The sequence below is a fragment of the Pseudomonas sp. PA-6-3C genome (assembly GCF_021605825.1).
In the GTDB taxonomy this organism is placed as follows: Bacteria; Pseudomonadota; Gammaproteobacteria; order Pseudomonadales; family Pseudomonadaceae; genus Aquipseudomonas; species Aquipseudomonas edaphica.
Genome location: NZ_WKDV01000004.1, coordinates 67,651 through 85,690 on the forward strand (window position 1 = coordinate 67,651; position 18,040 = coordinate 85,690).

Annotated in this window: 15 protein-coding genes; 11 read left to right on the forward strand and 4 right to left on the reverse strand. The window is 61.0% G+C overall.

The features are described 5' to 3' along the window. Nucleotides 1-152: 152 nt before the first annotated feature. The 6 genes from GIW48_RS04615 to GIW48_RS04640 are packed head-to-tail and all read left to right on the forward strand — an operon-like array spanning nt 153 to nt 6,820. The gene (locus GIW48_RS04615; RefSeq protein WP_017139789.1) at nt 153-845 is read left to right on the forward strand and encodes an RDD family protein; all 693 of its coding nucleotides are present in this window, start codon (nt 153-155) and stop codon (nt 843-845) included. Then, complete coding sequence (locus GIW48_RS04620; protein ID WP_236460392.1) at nt 842-1,822, forward strand: stage II sporulation protein M; 981 nt, start codon at nt 842-844, stop codon at nt 1,820-1,822. Before GIW48_RS04615 ends, GIW48_RS04620 begins: the two co-directional genes overlap by 4 nt. Beyond that, nucleotides 1,809-3,335, forward strand: coding sequence for a DUF4129 domain-containing protein (locus tag GIW48_RS04625; protein ID WP_169985153.1), 1,527 nt, complete (start codon nt 1,809-1,811; stop codon nt 3,333-3,335). The genes GIW48_RS04620 and GIW48_RS04625 overlap by 14 nt, the downstream gene beginning before the upstream one ends. After that, nucleotides 3,332-4,489 (forward strand): DUF4350 domain-containing protein, encoded by a 1,158-nt coding sequence (locus GIW48_RS04630; RefSeq protein WP_236460393.1) that lies wholly within the window; start codon nt 3,332-3,334, stop codon nt 4,487-4,489. The genes GIW48_RS04625 and GIW48_RS04630 overlap by 4 nt, the downstream gene beginning before the upstream one ends. After that, nucleotides 4,486-5,481: an AAA family ATPase gene (locus GIW48_RS04635; protein ID WP_017139785.1), complete on the forward strand. Its 996-nt coding sequence runs from the start codon at nt 4,486-4,488 to the stop codon at nt 5,479-5,481. Before GIW48_RS04630 ends, GIW48_RS04635 begins: the two co-directional genes overlap by 4 nt. 7 nt (nt 5,482-5,488) lie before the next feature. Further along, nucleotides 5,489-6,820, forward strand: coding sequence for a DUF58 domain-containing protein (locus GIW48_RS04640; protein ID WP_170039911.1), 1,332 nt, complete (start codon nt 5,489-5,491; stop codon nt 6,818-6,820). A 62-nt stretch (nt 6,821-6,882) separates the two neighbouring features. Here GIW48_RS04640 and GIW48_RS04645 read toward each other — a convergent pair whose 3' ends face one another. After that, nucleotides 6,883-7,242: a PilZ domain-containing protein gene (locus GIW48_RS04645; protein ID WP_026013902.1), complete on the reverse strand. Its 360-nt coding sequence runs from the start codon at nt 7,240-7,242 to the stop codon at nt 6,883-6,885. Nucleotides 7,243-7,468: 226 nt separating this feature from the next. Then, nucleotides 7,469-7,843: a tetratricopeptide repeat protein gene (locus GIW48_RS04650; protein WP_017139782.1), complete on the reverse strand. Its 375-nt coding sequence runs from the start codon at nt 7,841-7,843 to the stop codon at nt 7,469-7,471. A gap of 175 nt (nt 7,844-8,018) precedes the next feature. Between GIW48_RS04650 and pyk the strand changes: the two genes are divergently transcribed. After that, nucleotides 8,019-9,470 carry a pyruvate kinase gene (gene pyk / locus GIW48_RS04655; protein WP_017139781.1) on the forward strand — a complete coding sequence of 484 codons (1,452 nt, stop codon included), beginning with the start codon at nt 8,019-8,021 and terminating at the stop codon, nt 9,468-9,470. 161 nt (nt 9,471-9,631) lie between these two features. Here pyk and GIW48_RS04660 read toward each other — a convergent pair whose 3' ends face one another. Beyond that, on the reverse strand, nt 9,632-10,381 hold the full coding sequence (locus GIW48_RS04660; RefSeq protein ID WP_170039913.1) for an enoyl-CoA hydratase-related protein: 750 nt from the start codon (nt 10,379-10,381) through the stop codon (nt 9,632-9,634). A gap of 30 nt (nt 10,382-10,411) precedes the next feature. Continuing rightward, the gene (locus tag GIW48_RS04665) at nt 10,412-11,344 is read right to left on the reverse strand and encodes an iron-sulfur-binding ferredoxin reductase (protein ID WP_170039915.1); all 933 of its coding nucleotides are present in this window, start codon (nt 11,342-11,344) and stop codon (nt 10,412-10,414) included. Between the two features lie 217 nt (nt 11,345-11,561). On the opposite strand from GIW48_RS04665, the gene GIW48_RS04670 reads away from it, so the two are divergent. The 4 genes from GIW48_RS04670 to GIW48_RS04685 all read left to right on the forward strand — a co-directional run bounded on the left by GIW48_RS04670 (nt 11,562) and on the right by GIW48_RS04685 (nt 18,002). Then, nucleotides 11,562-13,085 (forward strand): fumarate hydratase, encoded by a 1,524-nt coding sequence (locus GIW48_RS04670; RefSeq protein WP_010208051.1) that lies wholly within the window; start codon nt 11,562-11,564, stop codon nt 13,083-13,085. Between the two features lie 234 nt (nt 13,086-13,319). Continuing rightward, on the forward strand, nt 13,320-15,086 hold the full coding sequence (locus GIW48_RS04675; RefSeq protein ID WP_017139779.1) for an ATP-binding protein: 1,767 nt from the start codon (nt 13,320-13,322) through the stop codon (nt 15,084-15,086). Continuing rightward, nucleotides 15,080-16,405 carry a sigma-54-dependent transcriptional regulator gene (locus GIW48_RS04680; protein WP_099549377.1) on the forward strand — a complete coding sequence of 442 codons (1,326 nt, stop codon included), beginning with the start codon at nt 15,080-15,082 and terminating at the stop codon, nt 16,403-16,405. Before GIW48_RS04675 ends, GIW48_RS04680 begins: the two co-directional genes overlap by 7 nt. 277 nt (nt 16,406-16,682) lie before the next feature. Continuing rightward, entirely contained in the window at nt 16,683-18,002 is a 1,320-nt protein-coding gene (locus GIW48_RS04685; RefSeq protein ID WP_017139777.1) for an MFS transporter, read from the forward strand. Nucleotides 18,003-18,040: the final 38 nt, after the last annotated feature.

Here is an 18,040-nt window from a genome sequence, read left to right on the forward strand (position 1 = left end):
GCTGAAGATCGACAAAGTCTAGGCGCTGCAAGGCACTCGGGGCCAGCGATAGATTACTGTACAAACATCCAGCAAAACCTTGAAAGGTTGCTTCCACCGTCGACACTGCTAGCATCCGTGTCTTCAAGCCGCCCGCACTGCCAAGGATCGCGATGCCATCAGTTCCATTGGATACCCACTACCCGATCGAGACCCCCGAGGGCATAGACTTGCCCTTGCGCCCGGCCGGCCTGATGCCACGCGCACTGGCTTTTGCTTTCGACCTGGGACTGCGCGGCCTGATCATGGGTATCCTGCTCGTGCCGCTGGCGTTGCTTGGCAATATCGGTATTGGCTTGGGCTCGCTGCTGCTGTTCCTGATTAGTTGGTGGTACATGGTGCTGTTCGAAGTCCTTAACCAGGGCTGCTCTCCGGGCAAGCAGGTCATGGGCTTGCGCGTCATTCAGGACGACGGCACACCCATTGGCTGGCCAGCTTCACTCATCCGCAACCTGCTGCGCTTTGTCGACATGCTGCCTTTGGGCTACTTCCTCGGCGCCATCAGTTGCCTGCAACACCCTCACTTCAAACGGCTCGGCGACCTCGCTGCGGGCACCCTGGTGGTCTACCGCGAACAGCCACTGGCGCGCCCCAAGGTGCCTCAAGCCGCCGCCCTGCGCCTGCCCTTCACGCTGGAGCTGAGCGAACAACGCGCCATACTGGGTTTCGCTGAACGCCAAAGTGAGTTGTCCGCCGATCGGGTGCACGAACTGGCGTCCATCCTGGCAACGCCGTTACACGTATCGCCGGCTCGCGCGGTAGAACAACTCAATGGCGTGGCGCGCGGCTTAGTGGGGCCAGCATGAAGCAGAGCCTGTTCGAGAGCCGCCATCAGCCGCAGTGGCAAGCCTTCACCGCACAACTCATACAGTTGGAGCAAGGCAAGGCCAAGGCCAGCGATATGTCTGACTTCCCCCACCATTATCGACGCCTGTGCCAGCACCTCGCCCTGGCCCAGGAGCGTGGCTACAGCAGCTATCTGATAGATCCCCTGCAACAACTGGCGCTGCGGGGCCACCAGCAGTTGTATCGCCACCGCAGCCAATTGGGCGCGAATGTACTGGGTTTCATCCTGGCGGGCTTCCCGCGCCTGGTGCGCGAACAATGGCGTTTCGTGTTAATCGCCGGCGTGCTGTTCTTCGGCAGCCTGGTGGGCGTTGCGTTGCTGGTCTACCTGTTTCCAGACCTTATCTACAGCATCGTGAGCCCCGCGCAGGTCGCCGAAATGCACAGCATGTATGACCCGGATGCTGGCCACCTGGGGCGTGCTGCCGACCGCGCGTCCAGTGAGGACTGGATGATGTTTGGCTACTACGTGATGCACAACATCGGGATTGCCTTCCAGACCTTTGCCGCCGGTTTGCTGTTCGGCCTGGGCAGCGTGTTCTTTCTGATTTTCAATGGCCTGATCATCGGCGCCATTTCCGGCCATCTCACCGAGATCGGCTATGGCCAGACCTTCTGGTCGTTTGTCATCGGCCACGGTGCTTTCGAACTGACCGCCATCGCACTGGCCGGGGCTGCCGGCTTGCAATTGGGCTGGGCGGTGATTGCTCCGGGGCACCTGACACGCGGCGAATCCCTGCGGCTGGCGGCACGCACAAGCGTGCGGATGCTCTGCGGCGTCATGCTATTGCTGCTGATCGCGGCGTTTATTGAAGCCTATTGGTCTTCCTCCACCACGATCGCGCCCTGGATCAAATACTCAACGGGCGCCGGGCTGTGGCTGCTGGTTGCCGCCTACCTCACGCTTGCTGGACGTACTCACCATGCGCCTGAGTGAGGCCAGCGTGGTAATTCGGCCCCGCACCTCCTGGGAAGCCATGGACCTGGGCGTACTGATGGCCCAGGAACATCGACTGCTGTTAATGAGCAGTTGGGCAATGGTGACGTTGCCGATATTCATTTTGCTGACCGTGCTGCTGTGGCGATACCCGTCCATGGCCATGTTTGTGTTCTGGTGGTTAAAACCGGCCTTTGACCGCTTGCCACTGTACATCCTCTCCAAGGCCTTGTTTGGCGAGACACCCAGCCTCAAGCAGGCTGTGCGCCAGTGGCCGCGCCTGCTCAAAGGCCAACTGCTGGCCAGCCTGACCTGGAGGCGACTGAGCCTGAGCCGCAGCTTTGTGATGCCGGTGAGCCAGCTTGAAGGCCTGGATGGCAATGCCCGTCAAATACGCCTGGGGGTGCTGCTGCAACGCAACGCCGGCGCCGCACGCTGGCTGACCACCATTGGCGTGCATATGGAAATCGGCCTGTGGTTCGGTTGCATGGCACTGTTTTACCTGTTCATCCCGCAGCAACTGGAACTCGATTGGGACTGGCAACGGCTGGCACTGGCAAGCGGCTCGGAAGGGTTGTGGCTGGAGCATTTGAGTAACGCCTTCTACGCACTGATTCTGGTGTTCTGGGAGCCCATTTATGTCGCTTGCGGCTTCAGCCTGTACCTCAACCGCCGCACCGTGCTGGAAGCCTGGGACCTTGAACTGGTGTTCCGCCGATTACGCCAACGCCTGAGCAGCGTCGCAACGTTGCTGCTGGTGGCTGGGCTGATGCTCGTGCCATTCAGCCGCCCCGTCATGGCGGACGAGCCCGGACCGGCCAAACAAGTCACCACCCAGGCCGCCAGCCAATCGATCAAGGCGCTGCTGGACAGCCCCCCGTTCAAGCACCCGGAAACCGTCACTCGCTACCGTTTTGGCGACGAAAAAAACGCCGCGCAACACAAGGTAAAGGGTGACGGTAAACTTCCGGCCTGGCTTCAGGCGCTACTGGACGGATTCAACAGCAATACCTTCAAAAACGCCGCCCTCGGCCTGGAGGTACTGCTCTGGGGCCTGCTGGCGACTGGCCTCGCGCTAGTTGTCTGGCGCTATCGGGAGTGGCTGCACACCTTCGTCAGTCGACGCGGGCCAGCCAAAGCCAAAACCGCCAAAGCGGCCCCTGCACAATTGTTCGGCCTGGCGTTGGGCAGCGAGACCTTGCCTGACGACATTGCCAGCACCGCCGAACAGCTGTGGTCCACCCACCCCAGGGAAGCTCTCGGCCTGCTGTATCGCGGCCTGCTCAACCGACTGCTGCACGACTTCAACCTGCCCCTGAAAAGCGCCGATACCGAAGGCCAGGTCCTGGAGCGCATCCACCAACTGCAACAGCCACAACTACTGGCCTTCAGTGATGCACTGACACACCACTGGCAAAACCTCGCCTATGGCCACCGCCTGCCGCCGGCTTTGGTACAACAGCAACTGTGCCGCGATTGGCGCGCCCTGTTCAGTACGGGAGCCGCCCAATGAACCGCCCCATGCTGTGGGTCGGCCTGCTGCTGGCCTGTGTGCTTGGAGCAGGTGGGCTTTATGTTTGGCACAAGGCGACCCCCTACGACGAAATAGTCGATCGCGGCCCATCGCCACAAGCCATCGCCAACCCCTACCTGGCGGCTGAATACTTCCTGCGCCAGCAGGGCCTGGCCGTGGAACACGCCAACAGCCTTGAGCACCTGGCCGACCAGCCAGCCAAGGGGCATAGCCTGGTATTGCTGGGCGAGCGCAGCAACATGACCCCGCGCCAGGCTGAGCAACTGCTGGACTGGGCAAAATCCGGTGGCCATTTGCTGCTGGTTGCCGAAGCGCTTTGGGATGAGGAAACCGGTAAAAGCGGCGACCTGCTGCTGGATCAGCTGGGCTTCCACCAGACACTCAGCGAGGGCCTTGACGAGCCTGCTTCCCCACGCAAAAAGAAAGTACCGGACCTGACCAAGCTCTACGTCGACAATGAGACCGCCCCGGCCTATTTCAGCTTCGATACCGACTTCAACCTCACCGACCCCAGACACCTGGCGCAGTTCTCCGCCAACAGCGGCAAGTCCAGCCATTTGATGCAACGCAACTTCGGTCAAGGCACCGTAACGGTTGTAACCGACAGCGACTTGTGGAAAACCCCAGGCATCGGCAAACACGATAACGCCTGGCTGTTGTGGTATCTCAACCGGGGGACGGATGTAACACTGCTGTTCAACAGCGACGTAGACGATCTGCTCACCCTGCTAATGCGCAACTTCCCCCAGGCGTTAGTGGCGCTCTGCGCACTGATTGCCCTGGCACTCTGGCACGCCGGCATGCGCCAGGGGCCGACCCAGGCGCCCGCGCCAAAGGCACGTCGCCAGTTACAGGAACATTTGAAGGCCAGTGCCGACTTCCTGCTGCGCCGCAGTGGCCAAGGCACGCTGCTGCACGCCTTGCAGCGTGATATCCAGCGGGCTGCACGACGACGCCACCCAGGCTTTGAACACCTCGACAGCGACGAACAATGGCAGGTCCTCGAACGCCTGACGCGCCAACCCTCCCACGTCATCCGCCAGGCCCTCGACCCACTCCCGGCAAAACGGCTCACCAGCGCCGATTTCAGCCGTCAGGTGGCGAGCCTGCAAACCCTCAGGAATGCCCTATGAGCGAATTTCCATCAGACACCGCCCCGACTGCCGAAAGCCTTCAAAAGGCCAGCCAGCAGGCACAGGCTCTGCGTGTTGAACTGCGTAAGGCGGTGATTGGCCAGGACCAGGTGATCGACGACGTGCTGACCGCATTGATCGCAGGTGGCCACATACTGCTCGAAGGTGTACCGGGCCTAGGCAAAACCCTGTTGGTTCGCGCGTTGGCACGCTGTTTTGGTGGCGACTTTGCACGTATTCAGTTCACCCCGGACCTGATGCCCAGCGATGTCACCGGCCACGCGGTGTACGACCTGCACAGTGAGCAGTTCAAGCTGCGCAAGGGGCCGCTGTTCACCCACCTGTTGCTGGCCGATGAAATCAACCGCGCCCCCGCCAAGACCCAGGCCGCCCTGCTTGAGGCCATGCAGGAACGCCAAGTCACCCTCGAGGGCGAAGCGCTGCCCATTGGCCAACCGTTCATGGTGCTGGCGACCCAGAACCCCATCGAACAGGAAGGCACGTACCCCCTGCCCGAGGCCGAGCTGGACCGGTTCATGCTCAAAGTACGCATGGACTACCCCGATGCGCAGCAGGAGCTGGAGATGGTCCGCGAAGTCACCCGCTCCTCCAGGGCCGACATGCTGGATGTGCAGCCACTGCGCACGGTGCTGCAGGCAGAGGACGTGTTGCAGTTGCAGCAAATTGCCAGCGAACTGCCGCTGGATGAGCAAGTACTCGACTACGCCGTGCGCCTGGCCCGCGCCACTCGCAGTTGGCCGGGGCTGACCATCGGTGCAGGCCCGCGTGCCTCCATCGCCCTGGTTCGCGGCGCCCGCGCCCGGGCCTTGCTACGCGGCGGCGAGTTTGTTACCCCGGACGATATCAAGGGCTGCGCCTTGGCGGTGCTGCGCCATCGCGTGCGTATTGCCCCCGAATTGGACATTGACGGGCTGGAAGTGGATCAGGTGCTCAAGCAACTGCTGGACCAGATTTCGGCACCTCGGCAATGACTCGACCATGAAGCCAACTCGTCTGCTGCTGATCTGGCTCGGCGTCCTCTCGGGTTTGAACATCCTCTTGGGCGCGGCTACGGCGCTCCAGCTCAAAGTGCCCGACACGCTGCATTCAGTGGCGTGGGGCCTGCTGCTGGCGCTGTTTCTATTGGCACTGCTGGACGCCCTGCGCCTGCGGCGCCTTCCCTGCCCACGGGTGCAACGGCAGATGCCCGGCAGCCTGGCCCTGGGCCGCTGGGGTGAGGTACGCCTGACCCTTGAACATGACTACCCGCAGCCGCTGACCGTGCAGGTATTCGACCACGCACCTGACGGCCTGAGCGTGGAGAATATGCCGCAGTCCGTCGAGCTTCTCCCGGGCCAACAAAGCGAACTGGGCTATCGAGTGCGGCCCTTGCGGCGCGGCCACTTCAGTTTCAGTCGCAGTGAGATTCACCTGCCCAGCCCTTTCGGGTTGTGGTCTGCGAGGCGTTTTGTTGCAGCCCGGGATACAACGCGGGTCTACCCTGACTTTGCCCGTTTGTACGGCGCACAACTGCTGGGCGTGGACAGTTGGTTGAGCCAATTAGGGGTTCGCCAGCACCCACGACGCGGGTTGGGGCTGGAGTTTCATCAGTTGCGCGAGTTTCGCGAAGGCGACAGCCTGCGACAGATCGACTGGAAGGCCACCGCGCGCCAGCGCACGCCCATCGCCCGGGAATATCAGGACGAACGCGACCAGCAGATAGTGTTCATGCTCGATTGCGGCCGGCGCATGCGCAGCCAGGACGCGGAGCTCGCTCACTTCGACCACGCCCTCAATGCCTGCCTGTTACTCAGTTACGTCGCCTTGCGCCAAGGCGATGCGGTGGGTCTGTGCACCTTTGCCTGTGACCAGCCACGCTACCTGGCACCCGTCAAAGGCAGCGGCCAACTGAACGTATTACTCAATGCCGTTTACGACCTCGACACCACCCGACGCACTGCCGATTATGCAGCCGCCGCCAGCCAATTACTGGCCCGACAGAAACGTCGGGCATTAGTGATCGTGGTGACCAATCTTCGCGATGAAGATGATGAGGAGTTACTCGCAGCCGTTAAGCGCATCAGCCGGCAACATCGGGTGCTGGTCGCCAGCCTGCGCGAAGACATACTCGACCAACTGCGCCAGGCCCCGGTTCAAACCTTGCCTGAAGCGCTGGCCTACTGCGGGACTGTCGACTATCTCAACAAGAGAAACGATCTGCATGAGCGCTTGAGTGCCCACGGTTTGTCGGTGCTGGATACGCCACCTTCGGGGCTGGGGGCTGCACTGGTGACGCGCTATCTGGGCTGGAAAAAGGCCGGTGTTTTATGACTCAAGCACACGACCACAAGCTCGGCTAACCACGTCCGAGCCGGGTCGACAGCGCGCAACGCCTAGGCGGAAGCCTGCAGAGGATCAAAGGTGAAGTAATGATACAAGGCACTTATCAAGTGCCCGTATGCCTCAGGCGCTTCGACCACGCGAAACCCTGAGTCATAGTGCTGCGGGTTGACATCTTCGTGGCTCCACAAGCACATCGCAGTGAGGTCAATTGCCTGGAAATCACCGTCTGCCAGAGGGATTTTCAAACGCAGTTCAAACGCCACGTCAACCATCATGGGTAATTGGCTGATCAACATCAGCCCATCTTCGGACACGTTCCCCAAGTAGCCAATAGGCTTATCCGTCAGCCGGTTGAACACTTTCAAGAAACCAGACAGCTGATGCCGCTCAATCCTTCGGTCGGTAAACATGATGAAATCGCCATCCATTGGCCAGATCAGTGGCCGCGCCAGTTATTCGGAACGAACACTGAATGTTCGCTCTCCCTGGAAATTGGTGCGAATCCAGCGTGCGCTTGATCGCCTTACAACTGCCAATCCCAAGCAATCCATCCGATTGAACATAAACTTGTACAAACAGACATTCAAAGAATAGCTTAAGACTGGCGACGGGCCAGCTATGGAATGACAAATATCATCAAAGTGATGCGGGCCGTGGCTGCGCGACACTCGCGCCGGAGTAATGGCCCAGTTGCTGCAGGGTGTCGAGCCGAGCACGGGCACGATAGGCGTACTCGCTGGACGGGTACTGATTGATGATGAACTGGTAGGTTTGCACCGCATCGACGAACAGCTTCTGGCGCTCCAGGCATTGCCCGCGCAGCATCGAAACTTCCGGTTGCACATACCGACGGGTACGGCTCTCGCGGTCTACCTGGGACAACTCCAGGGTGACACGCTCGCAGTCACCCACCCCATAGGCGCGGTAAGCGTTGTTCAAATGATGGTCCATCGACCAGCGGGTACAGCCGACAACACTGACGGCCAGGGCAGCAATGAGCAAAATTCGCATGGGGGTTCTCCTGTCTTGAGCAGTGTATCGACCCCGCGTCGAAAATCTTCAAGGATGTTCATCTATTCAATTGGAGCGAAAACAAGCGAATCTTCGATAAGTAGTGCAAACGAACAATGACTACAACCAAAGAGCATAGTAGCCTTCCCCAGCGCTTGAACTCAGGAGTCTGTGCATGTCCGTCCGTCGTACCAAAATCGTCGCCACCCTTGGCCCGGCCAGTAACTCGCCGGAAGTCCTCGAACAGCTGATTCTGGCTGGTTTGGACGTTGCCCGTCTGAACTTCTCCCACGGCACCCCGGACGAGCACAAGGCTCGCGCCAAGCTGGTGCGTGACCTGGCCGCCAAGCACGGCCGCTTTGTGGCACTGCTGGGTGACCTGCAAGGCCCGAAAATTCGTATCGCCAAATTCGCCAACAAGCGCATTGAGCTGAAGATCGGTGACAAGTTCACCTTCTCCACCAGCCATTCGCTGACCGAAGGCAACCAGGAAGTCGTCGGTATCGACTACCCGGACCTGGTCAAGGACTGCGGCGTCGGCGACGAACTGCTGCTGGACGACGGCCGCGTGGTGATGCGCGTCGACACGGCCACCTCGACGGAGCTGAACTGCACCGTGATCATCGGTGGCCCGTTGTCCGATCACAAAGGCATCAACCGTCGCGGCGGTGGCCTGACGGCGCCGGCCCTGACTGAGAAAGACAAGGCCGACATCAAGCTCGCCGCCGAAATGGAAGTGGACTACCTCGCCGTGTCCTTCCCGCGCGACGCTGCCGACATGGAATACGCCCGTAAGCTGCGCGACGAAGCCGGCGGTACTGCCTGGCTGGTGGCGAAGATCGAACGTGCCGAAGCCGTGGCCGATGACGAAACCCTCGATGCCTTGATCAATGCATCCGACGCTGTGATGGTTGCCCGTGGCGACCTGGGCGTGGAAATCGGTGACGCCGAGCTGATCGGTATCCAGAAGAAGATCATCCTGCACGCACGCCGTCACAACAAGGCCGTGATCGTAGCGACCCAGATGATGGAGTCGATGATCCAGAACCCGATGCCAACCCGTGCCGAAGTGTCCGACGTGGCCAACGCCGTGCTCGACTACACCGACGCCGTGATGCTCTCGGCTGAAAGTGCTGCCGGCCCTTACCCGCTGGAAGCCGTACAGGCCATGGCGCGTATCTGCGTCGGTGCCGAAAAGCACCCGACCAGCAAGACCTCCAGCCACCGCATCGGCAAAGTGTTCGAAAGCTGCGACCAGAGCATCGCCCTGGCGGCCATGTACACCGCCAACCACTTCCCGGGCGTCAAGGCGATCATTGCCCTGACCGAAAGTGGCTACACCCCGCTGATCATGTCGCGTATCCGTTCGTCGGTACCGATCTACGCGTTCACCCCGCACCGCGAAGCCCAGGCCCGCGCAGCGTTGTTCCGTGGCGTGTACACCATTCCGTTCGATCCAGCTTCGTTGGCCCCTAACGAAGTGAGCCAGAAGGCAATCGACGAACTGGTCAAGCGTGGCGTCGTAGAGAAAGGCGACTGGGTCATCCTGACCAAGGGCGACAGCTACCACACCACCGGTGGCACCAATGGCATGAAGATCCTGCACGTGGGCGACCCGCAGTTCTGAGTGACACGCTAAAAAACAAAAGCCCTGCCATGTGAATGGCGGGGCTTTTTGTATTTAAAGGCCTGGAGATCTGTTGAATTAAAGGGCCTCATCGCAGGCAAGCCAGCTCCCACAGTTGACCGCATTCCAATGTGGGAGCTGGCTTGCCTGCGATGGCGTCATCAACGCCGGGCAATAAACCCCGACAACGCCGCAATCGCCTCCGGTGACTTCAAACGCTGCACAAACAACGCCCCCTCGACCTCAATCACCTGCCGCAACTGTTCACGGTCGACACTTTTCATCAACTGTTTGCTGACCTGCACCGCTCCCGGCGCCAGGGTTTCAAAGCGCTGCGCAACTTCCCGCGCCTTGACCAGCGCCGCTTCACCGCTACCCATCGCCTCAGTAGCAATGCCCCACGCCGCCGCCTGCTCGCCGGTAAAGCCTTCGCCCAACAGCAACAGTTCAGCCGCTTTCGCATGCCCCAGCAGCCGGGGCAGGATCAGGCTGGAGCCAAACTCCGGGCACAGCCCCAGGTTGACGAAAGGCATGCGCAAGCGCGCATCGCGACTGATATAGACGAGATCGCAATGCAGCAACAGGGTCGTACCGATGCCGACCGCCGCACCCGCCACCGCCGCGATCACCGGCTTGCGGCAGTTGAGCAGGCTTTTCATGAAGTGAAACGGCGGGCTGTCCAGATCACCGGGCGGCTGTTCGAGGAAGTCGGCTATGTCGTTGCCGGCGGTAAAACACTCATTGCTGCCCTGGATCAGCACCGCACGGATACCTGAGTCCGCATCAGCCTGCTCCAACGCCTTGGCCAGTTGGGTGTACATGGCGCGGGTCAGGGCGTTTTTCTTGTCGGGGCGATTGAGCTGCAGGGTCAGCAGCCCGCCTTCGCGTTGCAGCAGGATGGCGTCGGTCATGGCGAATCTCGCGGCTGGAAAAGTCAGCGCTCAACCACGCGGCAGGAACATATCAGCCAGCAGTTGATTGCGCGGCAACCCCGCCAGGAACAGGCGTTTGGAAAACGCTTCGACATTGGCGGGGTGCCCGCAGAGTAAGGCCAGAGTTTGCCGCGAAACAAGCCGCAGTTGCGCCAATGCCTGGGCCGACTCAGCCGCCGTCCACAGTTCCACAGTCAGGTTCGCGTGCAGCGCGGCCAATTGCGCCAAGGGTTCGGCCAGATAATGCCCATCGGCATCATGGGCCAGGTGAATCAGGCGGATGGCGCCTTGGTGATCCTGGCGCAGTGCCTCGCGCAGCACGCCCCATAACGGCCCAAGCCCCGTGCCGGATGCCAGCAGCCACAGCGGCCGCGATTGCCAGTCAGGATCGTATTGCAGTGCCCCGCCACGTAATTCGCCGAGGCGCAGGCTGTCGCCCACCTGTAATTGCCGAGCAATATCGCTGAATTCGCCGGGCAGGCGGCAATCGAGGTGAAACTCCAAAAACGGGTCTTCCTGCGGCAAGCTGGCCAACGAATACGGGCGCGCTACCTGACCTGCCCACAGCACCAGATGTTGCCCGGCCCGATAACGCAAGCCACGTTCAGGTTGCAGGCGCAGGCGCAGTACCTCGGGGCTCAACCAGTCGACGCCCACCACTTGCGCGGGCAAACCATCGTGCAGTGGGTCAAATGCTTCAACCTGTAAATCTGCGACAACTTCACACTGGCAAGCCAAACGCCAACCGTCCTGGCGCTGCGCCGGGCTCAGGGCATCGGGTTGCTTATCATCGACCTCACCCCGGCAACGCACCAGGCACGCATGGCAACTGCCCGCCCGGCAACTGTAGGGCACAGCCACACCCGCCAGATTCAAGGCATCCAGCAGGTTGCTGCCGGTGGCTACCGACCAGTGGCGTTCGCCGACGTGCAGTTCAGGCATATAAAGGCTCAATCAGAAGGGACCGGCACAGGGAATCATGCCTGCGACAGTTTGACCATAGTCGGGTGTATCGGCCACCGCGTCGGGTTATACTGCCGCGCCTTTTTAGCGTCGCGCCTTGCACCACTGTGGCGTGCCTTGGAAAGGTGGTTTCAGCCGACCGATGCAACACTGAAGCCACCTTTATTGAATGTTCCCTTATAGAGGAGCGCGACTCATGACCGTGATCAAGCAAGACGACCTGATTCAGAGCGTTGCCGACGCCCTGCAATTCATTTCCTACTACCACCCCGTTGACTTCATCCAGGCCATGCACGAAGCCTACCTGCGTGAAGAATCGCCGGCAGCCCGTGACTCCATCGCCCAGATCCTGATCAACTCGCGCATGTGCGCCACCGGCCATCGCCCGATCTGCCAGGACACCGGTATTGTTACCGTGTTCGTGCGCGTGGGCATGGACGTGCGTTGGGACGGCGCCACCATGGGCCTGGACGACATGATCAACGAAGGCGTGCGTCGCGCCTACAACCTGCCGGAGAACGTCCTGCGTGCTTCCATCCTGGCCGACCCGGCCGGTGCGCGTAAAAACACCAAGGACAACACTCCGGCCGTAATCCACTACTCCATCGTCCCGGGTAACACCGTGGAAGTGGACGTGGCAGCCAAGGGCGGCGGTTCCGAGAACAAGTCGAAAATGGCCATGCTCAACCCGTCCGACTCGATCGTCGACTGGGTGCTCAAGACCGTTCCGACCATGGGCGCCGGCTGGTGCCCACCGGGCATGCTCGGCATCGGCATCGGCGGCACCGCCGAGAAAGCTGCGGTAATGGCCAAGGAAGTGTTGATGGAGTCCATCGACATTCACGAGCTGAAAAAGCGCGGCCCGCAGAACCGTATCGAAGAGATGCGCCTGGAGTTGTTCGAGAAGGTCAACCAACTGGGCATCGGCGCCCAGGGCCTGGGTGGCCTGACCACCGTGCTCGACGTGAAAATCATGGACTACCCGACCCACGCAGCCTCGCTGCCGGTGTGCATGATCCCCAACTGCGCCGCCACCCGTCATGCACACTTTGTGCTCGATGGTTCAGGCCCGGCATCGCTGGAAGCACCACCGCTGGACGCCTACCCGGAAATCGTCTGGGAAGCCGGCCCGTCGGCCCGCCGCGTCAACCTCGACACCCTGACCCCGGAAGAAGTACAAAGCTGGAAGCCGGGCGAAACCGTGTTGCTCAACGGCAAGATGCTCACCGGCCGCGACGCTGCTCACAAGCGTATGGTCGAGATGCTCAACAAGGGCGAAACCCTGCCGGTGGACCTCAAGGGTCGCTTTATCTACTACGTCGGCCCAGTTGATCCGGTGCGCGAAGAAGTGGTTGGCCCGGCTGGCCCGACCACGGCCACGCGGATGGACAAGTTCACCCGTCAGATCCTCGAGCAAACCGGCCTGTTGGGCATGATCGGCAAATCCGAGCGCGGCCCGACTGCGATCGAAGCGATCAAGGACCACAAGGCCGTGTACCTGATGGCCGTGGGCGGCGCAGCTTACCTGGTGGCGCAAGCCATCAAGAAGTCGCGCGTTGTCGCATTTGCCGAACTGGGCATGGAAGCGATCTACGAGTTCGACGTCAAAGACATGCCGGTCACCGTTGCGGTGGACAGCAAGGGCGAATCCGTACACATCACCGGTCCTGCCATCTGGCAGAAGAAGATCAGTGAAAGCCTGGCGGTCGAAGTGCAGTAAGCACTTCCCTGCAAGGAAAAAGGCGACTGCGGCCCCACGGCCCAGTCGCCTTTTTTATGGCGAACTCGGTCATGTGGGAGCTGGCTTGCCTGCGATGGCTTCACCGCGGTTTTTCAGTTGCACCGAGGTGAAGCTATCGCAGGCAAGCCAGCTCCCACAGAAATTCCACGTGCCACAAGTTTGCGGCGGCTCATGCTATGGTGCTTGCCCCTTACCGCGCCTGTTCATCACCGTATGATCGTGATCCCTCGCCCCCTGCGACTGACTTTCTACTCGCTGTTGATCATCGCCGGCGCCGTGCTGGCCGCCGCCTTGGCCACCCGCCATGCCGAACGCCAGGCCTTGGTGGATGACGCCGCTCGCGCCAATCAACAACTGGCGCTCTATGCCAACTCACTGCATACCCTGATTGAACGTTACCGTGCCCTGCCCGCCGTACTGGCGCTGGATTCGGAAATGATCAGCGCCCTTAAAGCCCCGCTGGACACCGCCACCCAGGACTTGCTCAACCGCAAGCTGGAACGCATCAACGGTGCCGCGCAGTCTTCCACTCTGGAATTGATGGACCGTAACGGTCTGGCCGTGGCCGCCAGCAACTGGAACCTGCCCAGCAGTTATGTCGGGCACAACTACGCGTTTCGCCCGTATTTCAGCCAGACCTTGAGCCAGGGAACCGGGCGTTTTTATGCGGTGGGGGTGACCACCGGCATTCCGGGTTATTTCCTCTCCAGCGCCGTGGTCGATGAGCACGAACAGTTCCTCGGCGCCATGGTGGTGAAGCTGGAGTTCCCCGAACTTGAGCGCGAATGGGCCCAAGGTAATGACCTGCTGCTGGTCAGCGATGCGCGTGGCATCGTGTTTATCGCCAATCAGCCGGGCTGGCGTTTCCGCAACTTGCGTCCGTTGTCGGCGAGCGACCTTGCCGAACTCAAGGCAACTCGCCAATACGACAAAAAACAGCTGCAGCCGCTGGACACCCAGACATTGCAGCGTTTTGACGAAAACAGCCATCTGATGCGTGTCAACGGCCCCGACGGCAACGCCAATTACATCTGGGAATCCCTGCCGCTGAAAGCCGAAGGCTGGACCTTGCACTTGCTGCGCAAACCGCAATTCGCCTTTGAAGACCAACGCAACGCTGGCCTTGCCGCCGCCGGTTCATGGCTGGCGCTGGTGTTCCTGCTGCTGTTCCTGAACCAACGCTGGCGCCTGGCCCGTTTGCGCCAACGCAGCCGCGAGGAGCTTGAACAGCTTGTCGAAGAACGCACCCAGGCATTGCGCACCGCGCAGGATGGCCTGGTGCAGTCGGCCAAGCTGGCGGCCTTGGGGCAAATGTCCGCTGCCCTCGCCCATGAGATCAATCAGCCGCTGACCACCCAGCGCATGCAATTGGCGACCTTGCGCCTGCTGCTCGATCACGGCCGCGTGGACGATGCCTATAAGGCGCTCACCCCGCTGGACGACATGCTCACGCGCATGGCGGCGCTCACCAGCCACCTTAAGACCTTCGCCCGCAAGAGCCCCAGCGGCCTGCGCGAACGGCTGGATTTGGCCACGGTGGTCGACCAATCCTTGCACCTGCTCGACGCCCGCCTGCGCGATGAAAGCATTGGTGTGGTGCTGGACCTGAGCCGCCCCGCCTGGGTGCGCGGTGACGCAATCCGCCTGGAGCAAGTGCTGATCAACCTGCTACGCAATGCGCTGGACGCCATGGCCGACAAACCGCGCAAACGCCTGGAAATCCGCCTGCACGCCGACCAACAGCTGTGGCAACTGAGCGTCAGCGACAGCGGCGGCGGGATTGCCGAAGCCCATTTGAACAGCGTGTTCGATCCATTTTTCACCACCAAACCCGTGGGCGACGGCCTTGGCTTGGGGTTGGCCGTGTCCTATGCCATCGTGCATGAACTGGGTGGGCGCCTGCTCGCCGGTAACCGTGGCGACGGCGCGGTATTTACCCTGACCTTGCCTATCGCGCTGGAGACACCCGACCTATGTTGAACGCAGTGATTGTGGTGGATGACGAGGCGAGTATTCGCACCGCCGTCGAGCAGTGGTTGAGCCTGTCGGGATTCGAAGTGCAGTTGTTCAGTCGCGCCGAAGAATGCCTGGCACAGCTGCCCAAAGACTTTCCTGGCGTCATTTTGAGCGACGTGCGCATGCCCGGCCTCAGCGGCCTGGAGCTGCTGGCCGAAGTGCAGCGGCGTGACGCCGACTTACCGGTGATCTTGCTCACCGGCCATGGCGATGTACCGATGGCCGTGGAAGCCATGCGCGACGGTGCCTACGACTTTCTGGAAAAACCCTTCAGCCCGGACGCACTGCTCAACAGCCTGCGCCGCGCCTTGGATAAACGCGGGTTGATCCTGGAGAACCGTCGCCTGCATCAACAGGCCGACCATCGGGCGCAGCTGGAATCGAGCCTGCTCGGCGTGTCTCGCGGTTTGCAGACCCTGCGCCGGCAAGTGCTGGACCTGGCCAGCTTGCCGGTCAATGTGCTGATCCGTGGCGAAACCGGCAGCGGCAAGGAACTGGTCGCCCGTTGCCTGCATGATTTTGGCCCACGGGCAAAAAAGCCGTTTGTCGCGCTCAACTGCGCGGCCATCCCCGAGCAGCTGTTTGAAGCCGAGCTGTTCGGCCACGAAAGCGGCGCGTTCACCGGCGCCCAGGGCAAGCGCATCGGCAAGCTGGAATATGCCCACGGCGGCACGCTGTTCCTGGATGAAATCGAAAGCATGCCGCTGGCCCAGCAGGTCAAATTGTTGCGGGTGCTGCAAGAGCAAAAACTGGAGCGGCTGGGCTCCAACCAAAGTATCCATGTGGACTTGCGCATCATTGCCGCCACCAAGCCCGACTTGCTCGAAGAGGCCCGCGCCGGGCGGTTTCGCGAAGACCTGGCGTACCGTTTGAACGTCGCACAACTGCGCCTGCCGCCGTTGCGTGAGCGCCGCGAAGATATCCCGCTGTTGTTCGACCACTTCGCCCAAAGCGCCGCCGAGCGCCTGGGCCGCAACGTCGAGCCGTTGAGCGGCGCGCAACTGGGGCGCCTGCTCAGCCACGACTGGCCGGGCAATGTGCGCGAGCTGGCCAACGTCGCCGAACGCCAAGTGCTGGGCCTGGGTGAACCTGAGCCGGAAGGCGTCGAGGCCGGGCAATCCCTGGCGGCGCAACAGGAAGCGTTCGAAGCGCATTGCCTCAAGGCTGCGTTGACGCGGCACAAAGGCGATATCAAGGCGGTGTTGGCCGAGCTGCAACTGCCGCGCCGTACCTTGAATGAAAAGATGCAGCGGCATGGGTTGGTGCGGGAGATGTTTCTTTAGCTATTTTCGATGGCGTTTTCGAAGACGCTATCGCAGGCAAGCCAGCTCCCACAGTTGGAATGCGTATTCCTGTGGGAGCTGGCTTGCCTGCGATGAGGCCAGCAGCCATAAGCGGATTTCCGCTCACCACCCAATAATCATCAGCGACTTTCCGCTCAAAAAAATCTTGTAACCCTTCTATTCCGGGCCTTCATCTGTTTGGCACAGCTCCTGCTATAGCCCAAACCAGGCTGCGTTCGTGCGGCTCCATAAAAACAACTAGATGAAGGATCCTTCAATGGATAACTCCAACGCCCTGCCTCTGGGGTCGGCGGCTGCGCCGGCTAAAGAGCGCACCACTACCAGCCGTATCAAATCGATCTTCAGTGGCTCCGTCGGCAATATGGTCGAATGGTACGACTGGTACGTCTACGCCGCTTTCTCGCTGTACTTCGCAAAGACCTTCTTCCCCGCCGGTGACTCCACCGCTCAGTTGATGAACACCGCTGCCATCTTTGCCGTGGGCTTTATCATGCGCCCGATCGGTGGCTGGCTGATGGGCCTGTATGCCGACTACAAAGGGCGCAAGGCTGCGCTGATGTTCTCGGTATTGCTGATGTGCTTCGGCTCGCTGCTGATCGCGCTGACGCCGGGCTACGACACCATCGGTATCGGCGCGCCGATCCTGCTGGTGTTTGCACGTTTGCTTCAGGGCCTGTCGGTCGGTGGCGAGTACGGCACCTCGGCCACTTACCTGAGTGAGATGGCGACCAAGGAGCGTCGCGGTTTCTTCTCCAGCTTCCAGTACGTGACCCTGATCTCCGGCCAGCTCATCGCCCTTGCCGTGTTGATCGTGTTGCAACAAACCCTGACCACCGAGCAGCTGTATGCCTGGGGCTGGCGCATCCCGTTCGCCATCGGCGCGCTGTGCGCAGTGGTCGCGTTGTTCCTGCGTCGTGGCATGGAAGAAACCGAGTCGTTCACCAAAAAGGAAAAAGCCAAGGAAAGCGCAATGCGCACCTTGATGCGTCACCCCAAGGAAGTGATGACCGTGGTCGGCCTGACCATGGGCGGCACCCTGGCCTTCTACACCTACACCACCTACATGCAGAAATACCTGGTGAACACGGTCGGCATGAGCATCTCCGACTCCACCACCATTTCGGCCGCCACACTGTTCCTGTTCATGTGCCTGCAACCGCTGGTTGGCGGGCTGTCGGACAAGGTTGGCCGCCGGCCGATCCTGATCGCCTTCGGCATCCTCGGCACGCTGTTCACCGTACCGATCCTCACCACCCTGCACACTATCCAAAGCTGGTGGGGTGCGTTTTTCCTGATCATGGCGGCGCTGATCATCGTCAGCGGCTATACCTCGATCAACGCGGTGGTGAAAGCTGAACTGTTCCCAACCGAGATCCGTGCGCTGGGCGTGGGCCTGCCGTATGCGCTGACCGTGTCGATCTTCGGCGGTACGGCTGAAGTGATTGCGCTGTGGTTCAAGAACATCGGCATGGAGACGGGTTACTACTGGTATGTGACCGCGTGTATCGCGGTGTCGCTGGTGGTTTACGTGACCATGAAAGACACCCGTAAACACTCGCGTATCACCACCGACTAAGGGTTTAGCGCGGTAAAAAATGTGGGAGCTGGCTTGCC